Genomic DNA, 15,109 nt, shown 5'->3' with positions numbered 1-15,109 from the left:
ACTACCACCTAAACCTGAAAGCGCCCCCGTGACCCCATTGACCACCCCGGTCACCACGCCCACCGGATCGCCGATGTTGCCCAGCCCGAGATTGATCCCACCATTCCCGCCGAGCCCGATCGTCACCGCGCCGTTACCGCCCGCACCGGTGATCCCTCCGCTGATCGCGATCCCTCCCGGGCTGACCGACGCGCCTGCATTGGCGCCCAACGCAGCACCGCCGGCGCTGCCGGAACCTCCAAGGCCAACGACGACACCCGTCGGCCCAACCGACCCGTTACCGCTCAAGCCGGCCGACACCCCCGCGACGTTACCCGAGGCACCCACGCCCAGCGCCGCACCGCTCGGTCCGGCAGTCCCCGTGGCGCTGATACCCGCGCCGATATTCGCCTGGGGTAGCGAGGCGCTTGAACTGGCTGTCGCCAGGAGATCGCCGGTTGAGAGTCTGTCGATGTTGATCCCGCCGCCTAGTCCTGCGACAGGCACCACGATTGTCGAATCTGCCATCACGGGACTGCTTGCCACTGTCCCGAAAGCTGCCGCTAACGAAATAGCGATAACGCTATAAGCGAAATTGCCGTGCATTTTGTGACCTCGACTTGGTAGGTACTTCGGTGAAAGGCAAGTCGGGGTGTTTGCAGGTTGTATGCCATCGGTAATTCACCAATGAGCGTGTATTTTTTTGAAATTATTCAATGAGTTATATCGCCGTCATTCAATTCGGCAAATTTTCCCGATGCCGACGTGATGAGGAACATTATTCCTATTGAATACGATGTAACGTAACGTTATGCCATTTAGATTGAGCGTTACGCTTGAATATCTTGCGTATTGCATATTTTCGGGAGTTTCGACTTTCTCTTGCAGAACCCCGGAAGCAATTTCCCGCAGATTTCCGATCGATATTGAATCCACCCGAAACGTCGCTATATGCGTGCCACATAACTCCGTGGGACCACACTTTCATGAAAACCAGTCCGATCAAAACCGCTTTCGCGATTGCCATGCTGGCATTGGCAACGACAGGAACGGCACACGCCGCGGGATGCCTGAAGGGCGCCGTCGTAGGGGGAGTGGCGGGTCACTATGCGGGACATCATGCGGTTGTCGGCGCGGTGGGCGGCTGCGTGGTGGGTCACCATCTCGCGAAGAAGCACGCTGAGGAGCAGGCCGCCCAGCGTCGTCAGGCCGAGGCGCAACCTCAGTAAATCGTCGATAGTGCCTGCGCCGGACATCGGGCTTATTGAACGCTCGTACGTGTCAGGTAGTAGATACCGTCAGCGTCGACGTTAAAACCGAAGCCACAAGCGTCAGGCGATCCGAGCGTGCGGACCTTCAAGGTTTCCGCGGTGCCCAGCTGGAATTCGATCAGGCACTGCTCGGCCCCCGTGTATTTGTCGAGATTCCCTAGCCGGTGCGTGGCGTCGATCGGCCCGTCCCGGTTGGGATCGACCGGTACGCGCGCCTCGCCTGCAAAGAAGCGGACCGTCGCCGCAAGATCACCGACGTTTGCCGACAGGTCGCCGTTCTGCGTCACGACCGGGCGGATGAACGAACCCGAAAGCGTGTAGGTATCGGGCTTTCCGCGCACCGGTACCAGCGAGATTTCGTTGTTCGCGCCAAGCGCGACATAACGCTCGAACGTCGCGCCCGTGGCGGGAATGCGCGCGATGACGTTGCGACCGGCAAGCGCCGCCAGCCGCGCGTGCGCGACGGCGATGACCCGGGTCAACACGGGCGACTTCAATGCAAGCGCTTGTTGATCGATCGCGAAGTGGTACCACGCGCGTGCCGCGGCAGCGTTGCCGCTTTTTGCATCGATGTCGCCGTGATGGATCTGCGCCATCGCGATACGAGCGCTGGCCGAATTGGCTGCGTTGTCGCTATCGGCAGCGATTGAGTCGGCTACCGCGAACTCCAGTTCGGTAGCGGCGATTTTTCGCGCTTCCTCGATATGACCGGCTTCAAGCGCGATCACACCGGCTGCCGCACACGTTTCATTCGAACGGCAGGGCAGGTTCTTGTCCGCGAGCAAACTGTCGCGATAGCGCCCGACCGAGTCTTCGGTGCTCGCCGCGAATCCCGGCGCGCTCATGCCGAACAATGCGAACGCGATGATCGCAACACCACAGCGACGCGATAACGGCCACGCGAATTTAAAGCGGAAATTATTTCCCATCCGAACAAAAGATTTGCGCCAGGCCAATCGAATACCCTCATTTATTTCGTCAGTTTTTTGGTCGAATATAGATTGACGACACCGCAGCGACCATCGGTATTGCAACCAGATCGCACGTGTGCCGAAAACGCTTTCGACGCTGCGCCGGATATCGCACATACGCTGAAAATTCCCCGGTGCACGCTGCAAGCGGGCCGTGTGACAGACCATCACACGTTTTAAAACCAGGTGTTGCTATTTCGTCAAAAAATAAACGCAGAGGCGCTTTAAGGCATAGAGTTAAAGTGCTTTCTCAAGTTTATTGTGCAGTGCAGGGGGTGTGTCATGAAAAGAAGAACGCCACGGCAGCTGGTCCGTTTGCTTTCGGACCTCAACTACGCTGCGAGGTGTACGGCTTTGCGGTCAGCGGCGGCAAGCAGGGAGCTCGAGCGCACGCTGAACGACAAGGAATGCGAGGAAGCGCTGGAAATCGATGACGGGCAGGACGCTTCGCAGGACATAACGCTCGTCCGGGGAGCCCACCGTGAAAACCTCCAGTGAGCACTCGCTGCGCTTTCTCGTCGAGAAATGGCTTTCGCCGGGGCCGTCGGCGCCTATCCACGTGATCGAATTCAGCCGCACGCGCTGGGACCATCGGCGGTATGTCTGCGTCGAAGCCGTGCATGCGAGCGGTTCGCGCGCGCTGTTTTTCTTTCGCCACGACGACGGATGCTGGTGTGTGTTTCCGCCTACGCCCGACAAGCTGCGGCACGCGGAAGAAATGCTGGCGCTTGACGACGCGTAGCGCAAGGCGTCGATCGATCGAGCGACGCAGCATGGCCTGGTATCATCGTGAGGCGGTATCACACGGAGACAGGCCATGTTCAGTCACATCACCGTCGGCACGCGCGATCTCGATCGCGCGATCGCTTTCTACGACGCGGCACTCGGTCCGCTCGGCATCCGGATGCTGGCCCGTCGCCATAACCCGGAGCGTGCGCTCTACGCCGCTATGGACGCGCCCGACGGCGCGCTGTTCTCTGTCTACACACCGATCAATGGCGAACCCGCGACCGCGGGCAACGGCGTAACCGTCGCGTTCGAAGCGACGAGCCGCGCGCAGGTCGATGCGTTCTACGCGCATGCCATCTCGCGCGGCGCCACCGACGAAGGACCGCCCGGTCTGCGCCTCCACTACTCGCCGAATTACTACGGCACTTACGTCAGGGACCCGGACGGCAACAAGCTTTGCTGTGTGTGCCATCGCGCGGCATAGCGCACGTCGCTGTAATGCGAGGAAGCGCAGCAGCGCAACTCAGACCGATTCCGCCGACGGCACGCTGCGCCGTGCAGCCGCGAGCGGCATGATCTGACACACGATCAACCCCGCGAGCATCAACACACACCCGATCAGCGCGCGCGCCGCCAACGTTTCGCCGAGCACGAGCCAGCCGGCAAGCGCGGCGAACACGCCTTCCATGCTGAAGATCACGGCCGCGTGCGCGGGCGTTGCGTCTTTCTGCGCGACGACCTGGATCGTATACGCGACGCCAACCGACAGCGCACCGCCATACAGCAGCGTGGGCGCCGCTCGCACGATGTCGGCAATACGCAGTGGCTCATACGCGAGCGCGATCGCGAGACACACCACCCCGCACGTGACGAACTGCACCAGCGCCAGCGCAAGCGGATCGTGTCGCCGCGCGAACCGGCCGACCAGCAGGACCTGCGCGGAAATCACCGCTGCGCCGGCCAGCTGATACCAGTCGCCGTACAGGATCGAGAAGTGTTCGTCGACGCTAAGGAAATACATGCCGAGCACGGCGAGCAGCGCGCCGAACCACGTGCCGAGACCGGTCCGGTGGCCGGCCAGCACGCCGATCAACGGTACGATCACCACGTAAAGCGAACTGATGAAGCCCGCGTTCGCGACCTTCGTATAGCGCAGACCGATCTGCTGCATCGAGATGGCGACGGCCAGCAGCAGGCCGAGCAATACGCCGGCGCGCAGCAACGCAGCGGTATCGTGTGTTGTCGTGTGCGGCGCACCGCTTGCGGTACGCCGCGCCCGCAGGAACGCCACCAGGATCAGCACGACGCCCGCGCCTAGCAGGAAGCGCAGGCCGGTAAACAGAAACGGCCCGATCGTATCGAGGCTCAGGCGCTGCGCGACGAACGCGGAGCCCCAGATCATCGCGGCGATCAGCATCAACAGATTGGCGCGGAGGTGTTTGCGGGTATCGGCTTTCAAATCGGACTTCAAATCACAGTTTCTGTATAGCGTTACGCCGCTTGGGCGGAATCCGCAGTCGGCAACGACATGGGCGGCAGCGTGATCACGAAGCGTGCGCCACCCCACGAACCGTCGTCGAGGTGCACTTCGCCGCCATGTACGAGCGCCACGCGCCGCACGATCGCGAGGCCGAGGCCGAAGCCGCCCGTGTGACGATCGCGGCTGGAGTCGAGCCGATGAAACGGTTCGAAGACGCGCGCGCGGTCTGCAACGGGAATGCCGGGGCCGTCGTCCTCGACGGTGAGCACCAGCGAACCGGCCGTGCCCATCGACGCACGCAACGACACCGAGCGATGCGCGTAGCGCGTGCTGTTGCGAATCAGATTCAGCAGCGCGCGAGCAACGAGCTTCGGATCGCACACATGATACGCGGGCGCCCCGGCCGTCGTCACGGCAAGTGTCAGCCTACGGTCGGCGACATCGTGCGCGATGCTCGCGGCGACACTGTCGAGCAGTTCGCCGACCGAGACCTTCATCAGCACCATGTGCCGTTCGCCCTGTTCGAGGCTGCTCAACGTCAGCAGCTCGGTGACGAGGTCGTCGAGTTCGCGCACGTCCGCACGTAGCGCTTGTTGCCGTTCGCGTTGACGTTCGGCGGATTCCGGCGATTGCAACAGCGCGAGCCCGAATTCGAGTCGCGCGAGCGGCGTCTTCAGTTCGTGCGAGATGCCGTGCATCATGTCGCGCTGGTGCAGGATCGATGCTTCGATCTGGCGCGCCATTTCGTTGAACTGCTGCGACAGTTCGTAGATGTTCGACTTCCCCGACAGTTGCGCACGGGTGGCGAGGTTGCCCGCGCCGAAGGCGTGCGCGGCTGCCTGCAGCTTGCGCAGGTCGCGCCAGTGGTAGTGCACCCATATCATCATCGCGAGCAGCGTCGCGAGCGCGACCACGATGTACGCGTAGATCTGGATGCCAAGGTTCGCCGTATCGTCGGGATGCGCATGAACGATCGTCCCGTCCGGCAGCGGCAGGTAATAGTCTTTGGCGTCGAAGCTCAATACCAGCTTGCCGGCGCGCAGATCGCGCAGCTGTTCTTCGTTCATCAGCGGGATGACGTCACGCATCGTGAGCAGACTGAAACCCTCGCTGCCGTGTGCCTGCAGTGCTGCAAGCGCTGCGGCACGCTCGGGACCAGCATGACGCTGCAGATAATCCGACAGCACGAAGGCGTACGCTTTCGTGCTGTCGCGCGCATCCGCAGTGACACGGTCGTGAAACAGCTGCGGAAACGAATGGTCGATGAACGCGATGGCAAGGGCGCCGCCCAGCACCACCAGCAGATACAGCTTGATCAGCGAACGGAACATGTCACTCTTCCCAGGCCGACGGGCTGAACAGGTAACCTCGGCCCCAGATCGTCTTGATCTTGTGCGGCTCCGGCGATGCGTCCTCGAAGCGGCGCCGCAGTCGCGAGATGCCTGAATCGACAGTACGGTCGATGCCGTCGAACTCGATACCGCGCAACTGCTTTAGGATGTCGTCGCGGCTCAGCACCTTGCCGGCGGCGCGCGCGAGGATCAGGAGCAGGTTGTATTCGGCGGTTTTCAGTTCGACCAGCTGGCCGCGCCAGGTCACGGTGCGGTTGGGCGGCGAGATCGTCAGTTCGCCGAACACCAGCGTTTCGCCGGCGTCGGTTGCGACTGCGCTTTCGCGCGGTGCGCGCCGCAGCAGCGCGCGCGCTCGCGCAACCAGCACGCGTGGTTCGATCGGCTTGATGACGTAGTCGTCGGCGCCGATTTCGAGCCCGGCAATCTGGTCGAACACGTCGACGCGCGCGGTCAGGATCAGCACCGGCACGCTCGAAAAAGCGCGGATGCGCCGGCACACTTCCATGCCGTCCATGTGCGGCAGCATCAGGTCGAGGATCACGAGCGCAGGCTTCTGTTCACGCACCGCAGCGACGGCGATGTCGCCGCGTCGCACGATCGTCACCGCGAATTCGTAGCTGCCGAGGTATTCGGCAATGAGCTGGGCGAGGCGATCGTCGTCCTCGATCAGCATGACCGGATGCTTGAGCGGTGTCGCTTCTTCCATTGTTTTCTCCCCCGCTGAAGCGCCGATTTTATCCGGCCCCGTACGCGCGAGGGGCAGGCCGGACACTCTTGGACATTTCCACACAATTGCGCACAAATTCAAAGGGTTTCGAGACAGACGTGGGTACGGGCTATCCCTAGACTGCGGCATTCCATCCCAAAAAGACCTGACCGTGCGCAAACGTCTCCTGCATTGCTGTGCCCCGCTGCTTGGCCTGACCTGCGTATCTGCCGCTCACGCGGAGAATACCTACCTGTTTTCGCTCGCCACCGGCGTGACGTCACGTTATGAAGGCAGCCGCGACTATCGGCCGATTGTCGGACCCGCGTTCGCCGCGCAATTCGGCAACGGCTTTTTCATCAGCACCACCGACGGCGCAGGTTATCGCAAGGACTTCGCCAACGGGCTGTTCGTGTCGGCAGCGCTTAGCTACGACGACGGCCGCGCCGACGAAAACCGCTTCGACCGCCCCGGTTCGGACTACCTGAAGGGGATGGGCAACATCCCGGGTTCGCTGCTCGTTTCGGTGCAGGCCGGCGCGCATCTGTTCGGCAGTTCGACTATCAGCGTCACGCTCGATCAGCCGCTCACGCATACGACGCGCGGTATCAGCGGCCACGTCGATCTGACTGTGCCGGTACTGCAGACGCCAACCAACGACATCAGCATTACCGGCAGCCTGCATGCAGGCAGCGGCCGCTATACGCAGACCTTCTTCGGCGTAACCGACGCGCAGGCGGCGGCCAGCCGCTTCCAGTCGTACTCGACCAAGGGCGGATTCGATCACGCGACGATCTCCGCGGCCTGGAACTACACGTTCTCGCCGCGCTGGTCGTTGAACACCTCGGCCGGACTCACACGCCTTGTCGGCTCGTCGAGCAACAGCCCGATCGTGCAGACGAAGAACAACTGGTTCGCGACGACGGCCGTCACCTATCGATACTGAGCAGCGACGGCCCCGGACCGCCGCCGCTCAAATGGAGTTCGCGATGTTTGCCTGGCAAACCCCGCTGTCGACCACATGGAAGGACAGCCTGACTTCTTCGGCGCGCACGCATGCAATCGGCGTCGACTCGCTGGTGCTGACCGGCGCGACCGGTTTTATCGGCGGCAGTGTGCTGGCGACGCTGGTGAGCGCGGGATTGCTCGACCGCGTGATCTGTCTCGTGCGTGGCACGAGTGCGGCGCACGCGCTTGCGCGGCTGCGCATGTCGGCGGTGCGCAGCGGTCTGCCGCGTTATCGCGCGGAACGTTTGACGCAGGCGAACGTTATCGTCGGCGAACTGGGCGGAGAATTCTCGCCCGCCGACGAAGCACGGCTCACCAATGCCTCGCACGTGATCAACTGCGCGGCGCCGGCGTCGCTGTCGACGCATTCGCGTCAGCTCGACATGAACGTGCGCGACACGCTGCGCTTCGCATCGCACTTTGCATGCAGCAAGACGTTGCAGCGCTTCGTGCACGTGAGCGCGGCGATGGCGTGCGGTACACGCTGTAGCGCGGTCGTGCCGGAGTCGGTATTCGGTTACGGCGAATCGCGGCATCTGGTGCCGCACACGCAGATTCAACGCGAGGCGGAGCGACTGCTGCGCATCACGTACCCGTGCCTGCCGATGGTGGTCGTGCGCCCCTCGACCGTAGTCGGGCACACGGTGCTCGGCACGTCGCCGTCGGCGCGCAGCTTCTGGGTGTTTCGCGTCGTGCACGCCGCGCGTCGGTTTGCGGCGCGCGCGGTGAGTCGCATCGACGTGGTATCGGTGGACGATTGCGCGCGTGCGCTGACGTTGCTCACCGTCAAGCCGAGGCTTGCGTACGACACGTATCACGTGTCCGCCGGTGCTAACGCGGCGACCATCACGCAGATCGTCAATGCAATGGACGAAGCGACGGGCACATCGGGCAAACGCTATTCGATGTGCGCACCGCGCGAGTTACGGGCCATTGCGCGCGAGACAACCGGCGGCGAGCGGGCACCGCATAGCCACCTCGTGGAACGGGCACTCGGGTTGTACGCGGGCTTCGCGCAACTCGACTATGTTTTCGACAACCGGCACCTGCGCGAAGAGATCGGTTTCGACCCGCTGCCGTTCACCGATTACCTGAACGAGTGCGTGCGCACATCGCAGGGAATCGGCATCGTCGAGCAGATGAAACGCGACTTTGTCCGGCCTGTGACGGGCTTTCCAGCGCAAGAAAGCTTTTTGAAAGAAACGTGTCTCCAGGAAAATACATATCGACTCTTATGAGATGACAAACCGCCTACGCTGCGTGATACTGCCCGGCGGGGAATCGGCCGACGCAACGCCGCCGGGTCCGCTTCACCGTTCTGCTGTTCCATCCAATTTGAAACGTCGTTCAGGTCTGGGGAATAAACATATGAAGAAGATCATTGCCTCGCTCGCAACCGTCGCAGTGGCGCTGGTGTCCGTTCAAGCTTTTGCACAGGCATCGGACGCAGCTGCGCCGGCCGCCGCTGCCAGCACGCCGAAGAAGCATCACAAGCAACTGAAGCACCACGGCAAGCGTGCCAAGGTTGAAGAGGCAGCATCGGCTGCCGGTACCGCCGACAAGGGTACGCAACAGTAAGTCGAACGCTGTGCCGGCGCGTCCTTGAACGGTACGCGTGTAGTAGACCGGCGCGACGCGTTTCAGCAGAAAGGCCAGAGCGTTTGCTCTGGCCTTTCTGTTTTTGCTTTCTGTGCCGCGTGCATGAGCGTGCGCGGCAGAGATGCACAGTTACTGCAGAGCCATTTCAACGACCTTGACGAGCACCAGTGCAACAGCGACTACCAGATAACCGCGCAGCACACCCATCCAGATCCGCTTGCTGAGCGTGAGGTTCGGTGGCGGCAGTTCATTGAGCGGCGGCATGCGCCACGTGTCGCGTGTGCCTTTTTCCAGCGATGCCGACAGCGCATCCGCCCATCCGTTGATGCCGCGCTTGCGCAACGGGATCGCGATCGCAGCGACGGCCAGTGCGAGCGCCGTACCGCCGCCGAGCACTTCGAGGATCGTTTCGCCCGTGATATCCGGGTACATAACCGATGCGGTCAGTACGATCGACAGCATCACGAGTACCCAGATCACCGCGCCCGTAAAGACGTTCAACTGAGTCGAATTGACCCACGGTCCGAGCACTGCACGATCGTTGCACAACAGCAGCAGGAACACGGTTGCGCTTGGCAACAGCACACCGGCGAGCGTCTGCACGGCTTCCGTCAGCAGACCGAGCGGGCTACCGGGAATCAGCACGAGCGCCGCAGCGAACGCGATGATGCCGAAGTAGACGAAGTAGAAGCCCTTCGCGTCGGACACACCGCGATGCAGCGAGTGGCGGATGCGGAACACGTCGCCGATCGCGTAGGCGGTCGAGAGCGACACGGCAGCCGCACCGATGATGCAGGCATCGAGCAACGCCACCGCGAAGATCACCGCAGGCCACTTGCCGACGTACTTGTCGAGCCCGGCGATCACGCCGCCGGCATCGGTGAAGTTACCGAACTCCGGCCGGCCCTGGAACAGCGCGGCACAGAACGAAATCATCGCGACGGCGCCGATCATCACGAACGCGATACCGATCCACAGGTCCGCTTTTTCGTACTTCATGAAGCGCGGCGTGATGCGCTTGTCGACGATGTAGCTCTGCTGGAAGAACAGTTGCCACGGTGCGACCGTCGTCCCGACGATACCGATCACGAGCAGCATCACGTCACTCAGCTTCGAGTGGGCGGGCCAGTTCGGAATCAGGAAATCGCGCGTCATCTGGCCGACCGGCGGATGGATCGAGATCAGCACCGGCACGAGCAGCAGGCTTAACAGACATAGCCCGAGCGCAAAGCGTTCGAATCTTCGGAAGTTGCCGGTACTGACCGCAGCTCCAGTGAGCAACGCAGCGATGATCACGCCGGGAATCTTCGGTACGCCGAGAAAATCGAGCGCAAACGTGATGCCGATGAACTCGGTGACCAGCGTCAGTGCGTTCAGGATGAACAGATCGATGACGCTAAAAGCGCCCCAGAATTTGCCAAAGCGCTCGAAGATCAGCCGTGCGTGACCGACCCCAGTGACCGCGCCGAGCCGCAGCACCATCTCCTGATTCACGAACAGGACGGGAATCAGGAGAAGGAGCGTCCACAGCAGCGTGGTGCCGTAGTTCTGGCCGGCTTGTGTGTAGGTGCCGAATGCGCCGGCATCGTTGTCGCCGACCATTACGATGAGGCCGGGGCCGAGGATCGCGAGCAGTGTGCGTACCCGTGCGAACCAGGTGTTACGTGGGGCGATGTCGTGGCGCGAGATCGTGCCGAAGGCACCCTTGATGTCGCCGAGATGCGCTTCGTCGAGGACGGCGCTGCGCTCGAGCGCAGCATTGCGTGGTGGTGAAACCTGGGTTGGCGTGGACATGATGTCGTTCTCCGAAGCGTGAGTATTGTTTTCGCGGCCGTTGCCGGCCGCGTCGTGTGATGTGTTTTATCGACGCCGCACTTTCAACGCAGCGCGAACTGCGTTGAACGCCGCTGCTGCGGACGCGCGCAGGCTACGGCGGCGCGGCTCTAGCGACAGCATGTCGTTGTAGTGGGTACGCGCTTCATGGATGCGCGGCAGCTGTGAAACGAGGAGAGCGAATTGCATGGCGATTCCTCCGGTAAGACGTTAAAACGGGCGCGCGGAAAGCCGGCTGCGCCGTTTCACGTACGGCCGCGCCAAAGGGCGGCGGCGACCGGAAGAATGCGGCGGACTTTCCGTCAGGCGACGCGCAGTGCAGCGCAGGGGCTGCTCATGCGCCGCGAGTGCGTGCGGCAATAAAAGCGAGAAGGGCAAGAGTCACTAGAGTCACTGTCAGGCATGACGGCCTCCTTTGCGCATGTGCATGTGCGCAGGTACGTTGATCCACACGCCGGTCCCGCGACAACGCGGATGACGGGCGTGACGACGCAGCGCAACGGGCAATGCCCGCAACGCCAGACCGGCCATGACGCATACGCGCGAACGCACGTATGCCGTAACGGCAGCGGTCAGTAAATGTGCACGGAGGAGTACTGCGGATACTGCTACGAGTAACTACGGCGCGCACCGTTTGCCCTTTGGGCAAGACGGCGGCTAGGGAAGAGACTTAGCGCGGGACGTCCTGCCTGTCAGGCAGAGAAACTGGTCGAAGATCGACTACTGCTACTGTCCAAGGCGTTCGCCCCTTTTGTGATAACAGCGGGATTTTAGGCACTCGCCAGATGGCAAGTCAATGAAAAATACCTGAGCAGTTGAATTTTTTTCTTACGGTCAGCTTGCTCAAGAGTCCTGCATGAGTTCGTGCTGTCGGTCATCGTGCTGCCAGACCCGATACGCTGGCGCCCGGCTTCACGAGATGTTTCGGGCTACGACGCATCGGCGGCGAGACCGCGCTTGAGCAGTTCGTCGAGCAGGCCGTTCATGCCGCCGGGGTGTGCCGCCGCGCGCGTCTTCAATTGCTCGACCAGATTGCTTTCGAGCTTGCATGCGAACGGCACGAGCCCTTGCGCCTGATCGAGCTTGCGCTGCTCGCGCCGGTCGAGCGCAGGCGCCGCTGCCCCTTTGCCGAAACGGTCGGCGGTGGCCAGCTTCATCGCGTTGTTCAGTTTCAGTGCCTTGTTTTTCTCAAGGTCGGTTTTTTTCATTGGCATACGGATTGTCTCTACGGAAAGAATAAGTCCGCATTGTACGCATCGCGGCCACCGGTAGCGGCGACGCGCACGCGGCGTGTCACTGCAGGCGTCACACGGCTGTGCTTTACTTTCGTTTTTCGCAGATTGGGAGTGACAGATGGACATCGGTTTTATCGGTCTCGGTGAGATGGGCACCGCGATGGTCGCCAACATGCTGAAAGCCGGCCATCGCGTACGGGTCTGGAACCGCTCGCCGGAACGCGCGCAATCGCTGGCACAGGCCGGCGCGCAGGTCGTCGCGACGCCCGCCGAGGCCTTCGCCGGCGACGCCGTGTTCTCGATGCTCGCCGACGACACCGCATTGCGCGAAGTCGTCAGTGCGGGCCTGCTGGAGGGCGCCGCACGCGGTCTGATTCACGTGAATATGGCCACCATTTCGGTGACGCTAGCCGAAGAACTCGCGCATGCCCATGCGGCACGCGGTTTGCACTATGTCGCCGCGCCCGTCATGGGACGCCCCGACGTTGCCGCTGCCGCGAAGCTGACGATCATCGCCGCGGGGCCTGCCGAAGCGATCGACCGTGTGCAGCCGGTGTTCGACGCGATCGGCCAGAAGACGTGGCGCATCGGCTCGCTTGCGCAACAGGCGAACGTTGCCAAGCTCGCGGCCAATTTCATGCTGGCTTCGGCCGTCGAAACGCTCGGCGAGGCGTCGGCGCTGCTGGGCGGCCACGGCGTTGCGATGCAGGACTTTCTCGACATCATCACGAGCAGCGTGTTTCCCGGCCCGGTTTATCAGGGGTACGGGAAAATGATCGCCGAGCAGCGCTATGAGCCCGCGCTCTTCAAGGCGCGTCTCGGGTTGAAGGACGTGCGGCTCGCGCTGGCGGCGGCCGAACTCGTCTCGACGCCGCTGCCGGTGGGCAGCGCCGTGCGCGACAGCCTGCTCGAGGCGATTGCGCACGGCGACGGCGAGAAGGATTTTGCGGTGCTGGGCAAGGTGGCGGCACGGCGGGCCGGGCGCTGAAGCGGGCCGCCCGCGCTGCACCGCAGGCGGGCATAATGGCTGCCCATTCGTTCTTCTGAAGCGTTGCCATGAGCCTGCATACCTGGTGGTTGTTCCTCGCGACGGTGTTCGTCGTGTGCGCGATTCCGGGCCCGAACATGCTGTTGATGATGACGCATGGGGCGCGACACGGGCTGCGCCGCTCGAGTGCGACGATGGCTGGCAGCCTGTCCGCGCTCGTGTTGATGCTGGCAGTGTCGGTGGCGGGGCTCGGCGTGTTCCTGAAGGCATGGCCGGCGATGTTCAACGCGCTGCGGATCGCCGGTGCGGTGTACCTGGTCTATCTCGGCGTCAAGGCGTGGCGCGCGCCCGCTGTCGAAGCGTCCGCGCCATCCGCTGACCTGCCGGCGACGCACTTCCGCTCGCGCGCTGCGCTCTTTCGCAACGGCTTCCTGGTGGCGAGCAGCAATCCGAAGGCAATCCTGTTCGCCGCCGCGCTGCTGCCGCAATTCATCGACGCCGCGCGGCCGGTGCTGCCGCAATTTGGCATCCTCGTGGCCACGCTGTCGGTGATCGAGGTGAGCTGGTATTGCGTATACGCGGGCTTTGGTGCGCGGATCGGCGCGCATCTGAAGAGCCGCAACGTCGCGAAGGCGTTCAACCGGCTAACCGGCGGTGTGTTCGTCGGTTTTGGCGCCATGATGGCGCTCGTACGGCACTGAAGAGGGCTGGAGCGGTGCGACGCACCATCCCGGAATAGCCTGTATTTGTTACCGAATAGCAATTTTAGAGCATGGATTCAGACAAAAATGTTGCGTCGCACCACGTGCTTTGCTATAGTTGGAACTGTCTCCTCCATGTCTCCTGATATGGATTCAGCCCGCCAAACATGGCGGGCTTTTTTTCGTCTGGAGTTTTTGCATGCGAGGGCGGCCGCGTCCCCATGCTGCGCTTAGGCACGCGGCGCGCAGGGCGCACGCCGCGTCACGCTCAGAACTTGTACGACAGCGCGAGGAACGTGATGATCGGGTCGGCTTTCAGCTCGGCCTTGCTCACGCCGAGTTCGCTGCCGTCCGCGGCCTTGATGATGACCGACGAGGTTGTCTTCAACGGGATGTAGGTCACCGATGCCACGACGCCAAAGTTCTTCGAGAGGGCGTAGGTCGCGCCCACGTTGAACACCGGCTGCCATGACGACGACGCTTTCCCTTCCACCGAAGTCAGCCCCGGTTTGCCGGCGCCCGCGGCGAGAATCGAGCCGAGGTTGTTCTGCGTCGACGTGACGAAGTTGTTGTTCAGCTGGATGTCGGAGAACCAGTTGTACGACACGCCGATACCGACGAACGGCCGGAATTTCGAGGTCGCCGAGTTGAAGTAATACTGGAATATCACCGCCGGGCTCCACTGCCGCACGCTCTTCACGATCGGGTTCGCGGGCCCGTCGCTGAGGTTCTGGCTACCGAGCGCGCCGGCCGGTCCAGGCGGCTTGATCGTGCCGTGACCGGACAGCTTGAACACCGGCGGCACGCCAGCCACCGACGACACAGCGATGTGGTCGGTAAAGAAGTGGCTGATCACGAGGCCAAGCGTGTCGGCGTTGTTAGTCGACAGCCCCGTGCCGGGTGACGTGAACGAATTGGGTAGCCGTAGCGGCCCATTGATCGGCGTCTGTGCGACACCGGTCGTCAACGGCCCCGAGTTCGGGTCGAGCGGTGCGACGTGAAACCAGCCAAGTGCGACGACGTTATCGCCCGCCTGCTGCGCGTAGGCACCTGCCGACAGGCAGGCGGCCAGCGCTGCCACAATAATTCTTTTCATCTTTTTCCTCTCCTTGTCGACCGCAGTGCGCGCTTTAGCGCTGACTCCGGTCCCATGCACAGCGGTCGATCGGCCTCGATGCTTTAGCGTTTATTCCAGCCGCTTTGGCACCTGTTCCGACCTCATGCGGGCTTCCTGCAGCGCAAGTCACTGCGGCTTCC

General features: G+C 62.5%; 16 protein-coding genes. 8 read left to right on the top strand and 8 right to left on the bottom strand.

Annotated features, from left to right (window positions below):
* The first annotated feature begins 965 nt into the window (after positions 1 to 965).
* The gene (locus tag M0D65_RS32150; protein WP_091017422.1) at positions 966 to 1,208 is read left to right on the top strand and encodes a hypothetical protein; all 243 of its coding nucleotides are present in this window, start codon (positions 966 to 968) and stop codon (positions 1,206 to 1,208) included.
* A gap of 32 nt (positions 1,209 to 1,240) precedes the next feature.
* Here the strand turns inward: M0D65_RS32150 and M0D65_RS32145 are convergent, their stop codons facing one another.
* Positions 1,241 to 2,095, bottom strand: coding sequence for a hypothetical protein (locus tag M0D65_RS32145; RefSeq protein WP_266256067.1), 855 nt, complete (start codon positions 2,093 to 2,095; stop codon positions 1,241 to 1,243).
* Between the two features lie 607 nt (positions 2,096 to 2,702).
* Here M0D65_RS32145 and M0D65_RS32140 point away from each other — a divergent pair.
* Together M0D65_RS32140 and M0D65_RS32135 are read left to right on the top strand one after the other, a co-directional pair.
* Positions 2,703 to 2,963, top strand: a complete 261-nt coding sequence (locus tag M0D65_RS32140) for a hypothetical protein (RefSeq protein ID WP_091017429.1) — start codon at positions 2,703 to 2,705, stop codon at positions 2,961 to 2,963.
* A 75-nt stretch (positions 2,964 to 3,038) separates the two neighbouring features.
* Positions 3,039 to 3,434 carry a VOC family protein gene (locus M0D65_RS32135; protein ID WP_266256066.1) on the top strand — a complete coding sequence of 132 codons (396 nt, stop codon included), beginning with the start codon at positions 3,039 to 3,041 and terminating at the stop codon, positions 3,432 to 3,434.
* A 39-nt stretch (positions 3,435 to 3,473) separates the two neighbouring features.
* Here the strand turns inward: M0D65_RS32135 and M0D65_RS32130 are convergent, their stop codons facing one another.
* Genes M0D65_RS32130 through M0D65_RS32120 form a run of 3 tightly spaced genes read right to left on the bottom strand, consistent with a single transcriptional unit; the run spans position 3,474 to position 6,488 of the window.
* On the bottom strand, positions 3,474 to 4,409 hold the full coding sequence (locus M0D65_RS32130; RefSeq protein WP_266256075.1) for a DMT family transporter: 936 nt from the start codon (positions 4,407 to 4,409) through the stop codon (positions 3,474 to 3,476).
* Positions 4,410 to 4,441: 32 nt separating this feature from the next.
* Positions 4,442 to 5,761 (bottom strand): ATP-binding protein, encoded by a 1,320-nt coding sequence (locus M0D65_RS32125; RefSeq protein ID WP_266256065.1) that lies wholly within the window; start codon positions 5,759 to 5,761, stop codon positions 4,442 to 4,444.
* Between the two features lies 1 nt (position 5,762).
* Entirely contained in the window at positions 5,763 to 6,488 is a 726-nt protein-coding gene (locus M0D65_RS32120; RefSeq protein WP_266256064.1) for a response regulator, read from the bottom strand.
* A 172-nt stretch (positions 6,489 to 6,660) separates the two neighbouring features.
* Between M0D65_RS32120 and M0D65_RS32115 the strand changes: the two genes are divergently transcribed.
* The 3 genes from M0D65_RS32115 to M0D65_RS32105 all read left to right on the top strand — a co-directional run bounded on the left by M0D65_RS32115 (position 6,661) and on the right by M0D65_RS32105 (position 9,074).
* Positions 6,661 to 7,434, top strand: a complete 774-nt coding sequence (locus tag M0D65_RS32115) for a MipA/OmpV family protein (protein ID WP_245811689.1) — start codon at positions 6,661 to 6,663, stop codon at positions 7,432 to 7,434.
* A 43-nt stretch (positions 7,435 to 7,477) separates the two neighbouring features.
* Complete coding sequence (locus tag M0D65_RS32110) at positions 7,478 to 8,734, top strand: SDR family oxidoreductase (RefSeq protein ID WP_266256063.1); 1,257 nt, start codon at positions 7,478 to 7,480, stop codon at positions 8,732 to 8,734.
* Between the two features lie 130 nt (positions 8,735 to 8,864).
* Positions 8,865 to 9,074 (top strand): hypothetical protein, encoded by a 210-nt coding sequence (locus M0D65_RS32105; RefSeq protein WP_091017440.1) that lies wholly within the window; start codon positions 8,865 to 8,867, stop codon positions 9,072 to 9,074.
* Between the two features lie 150 nt (positions 9,075 to 9,224).
* Here the strand turns inward: M0D65_RS32105 and M0D65_RS32100 are convergent, their stop codons facing one another.
* From M0D65_RS32100 to M0D65_RS32090, 3 genes are all read right to left on the bottom strand, one after another.
* Complete coding sequence (locus tag M0D65_RS32100; protein ID WP_266256062.1) at positions 9,225 to 10,889, bottom strand: NRAMP family divalent metal transporter; 1,665 nt, start codon at positions 10,887 to 10,889, stop codon at positions 9,225 to 9,227.
* A 66-nt stretch (positions 10,890 to 10,955) separates the two neighbouring features.
* The gene (locus M0D65_RS32095) at positions 10,956 to 11,117 is read right to left on the bottom strand and encodes a hypothetical protein (RefSeq protein ID WP_266256061.1); all 162 of its coding nucleotides are present in this window, start codon (positions 11,115 to 11,117) and stop codon (positions 10,956 to 10,958) included.
* A 740-nt stretch (positions 11,118 to 11,857) separates the two neighbouring features.
* Positions 11,858 to 12,142, bottom strand: a complete 285-nt coding sequence (locus M0D65_RS32090; RefSeq protein WP_266256060.1) for a hypothetical protein — start codon at positions 12,140 to 12,142, stop codon at positions 11,858 to 11,860.
* 139 nt (positions 12,143 to 12,281) lie between these two features.
* On the opposite strand from M0D65_RS32090, the gene M0D65_RS32085 reads away from it, so the two are divergent.
* Positions 12,282 to 13,151, top strand: a complete 870-nt coding sequence (locus tag M0D65_RS32085; protein ID WP_091017447.1) for an NAD(P)-dependent oxidoreductase — start codon at positions 12,282 to 12,284, stop codon at positions 13,149 to 13,151.
* Between the two features lie 68 nt (positions 13,152 to 13,219).
* Positions 13,220 to 13,852 (top strand): LysE family translocator, encoded by a 633-nt coding sequence (locus tag M0D65_RS32080; protein ID WP_266256059.1) that lies wholly within the window; start codon positions 13,220 to 13,222, stop codon positions 13,850 to 13,852.
* Positions 13,853 to 14,120: 268 nt separating this feature from the next.
* On the opposite strand, the gene M0D65_RS32075 is transcribed toward M0D65_RS32080, so the two are convergent.
* Positions 14,121 to 14,948, bottom strand: coding sequence for an OmpW family protein (locus tag M0D65_RS32075; RefSeq protein WP_091017451.1), 828 nt, complete (start codon positions 14,946 to 14,948; stop codon positions 14,121 to 14,123).
* Positions 14,949 to 15,109: the final 161 nt, after the last annotated feature.

Source organism: Paraburkholderia sp. CHISQ3 (genome assembly GCF_030464945.1).
In the GTDB taxonomy this organism is placed as follows: Bacteria; Pseudomonadota; Gammaproteobacteria; order Burkholderiales; family Burkholderiaceae; genus Paraburkholderia; species Paraburkholderia megapolitana.
Note: the sequence above shows the minus strand (reverse complement) of the source record. Positions and strands in the feature narration are given on the sequence as shown.

Excerpts from the sequence above, each read along its gene's own strand:
- M0D65_RS32145 (WP_266256067.1), bottom strand. The coding sequence starts at position 2,095 with ATGAGCGCGCCGGGATTCGCGGCGAGCACCGAAGACTCGGTCGGGCGC.
- M0D65_RS32080 (WP_266256059.1), top strand. The coding sequence starts at position 13,220 with ATGAGCCTGCATACCTGGTGGTTGTTCCTCGCGACGGTGTTCGTCGTG.
- M0D65_RS32110 (WP_266256063.1), top strand. The coding sequence starts at position 7,478 with ATGTTTGCCTGGCAAACCCCGCTGTCGACCACATGGAAGGACAGCCTG.
- M0D65_RS32135 (WP_266256066.1), top strand. The coding sequence starts at position 3,039 with ATGTTCAGTCACATCACCGTCGGCACGCGCGATCTCGATCGCGCGATC.
- M0D65_RS32090 (WP_266256060.1), bottom strand. The coding sequence starts at position 12,142 with ATGCCAATGAAAAAAACCGACCTTGAGAAAAACAAGGCACTGAAACTG.
- M0D65_RS32120 (WP_266256064.1), bottom strand. The coding sequence starts at position 6,488 with ATGGAAGAAGCGACACCGCTCAAGCATCCGGTCATGCTGATCGAGGAC.
- M0D65_RS32075 (WP_091017451.1), bottom strand. The coding sequence starts at position 14,948 with ATGAAAAGAATTATTGTGGCAGCGCTGGCCGCCTGCCTGTCGGCAGGT.
- M0D65_RS32150 (WP_091017422.1), top strand. The coding sequence starts at position 966 with ATGAAAACCAGTCCGATCAAAACCGCTTTCGCGATTGCCATGCTGGCA.
- M0D65_RS32100 (WP_266256062.1), bottom strand. The coding sequence starts at position 10,889 with ATGTCCACGCCAACCCAGGTTTCACCACCACGCAATGCTGCGCTCGAG.
- M0D65_RS32085 (WP_091017447.1), top strand. The coding sequence starts at position 12,282 with ATGGACATCGGTTTTATCGGTCTCGGTGAGATGGGCACCGCGATGGTC.
- M0D65_RS32125 (WP_266256065.1), bottom strand. The coding sequence starts at position 5,761 with ATGTTCCGTTCGCTGATCAAGCTGTATCTGCTGGTGGTGCTGGGCGGC.
- M0D65_RS32105 (WP_091017440.1), top strand. The coding sequence starts at position 8,865 with ATGAAGAAGATCATTGCCTCGCTCGCAACCGTCGCAGTGGCGCTGGTG.
- M0D65_RS32095 (WP_266256061.1), bottom strand. The coding sequence starts at position 11,117 with ATGCAATTCGCTCTCCTCGTTTCACAGCTGCCGCGCATCCATGAAGCG.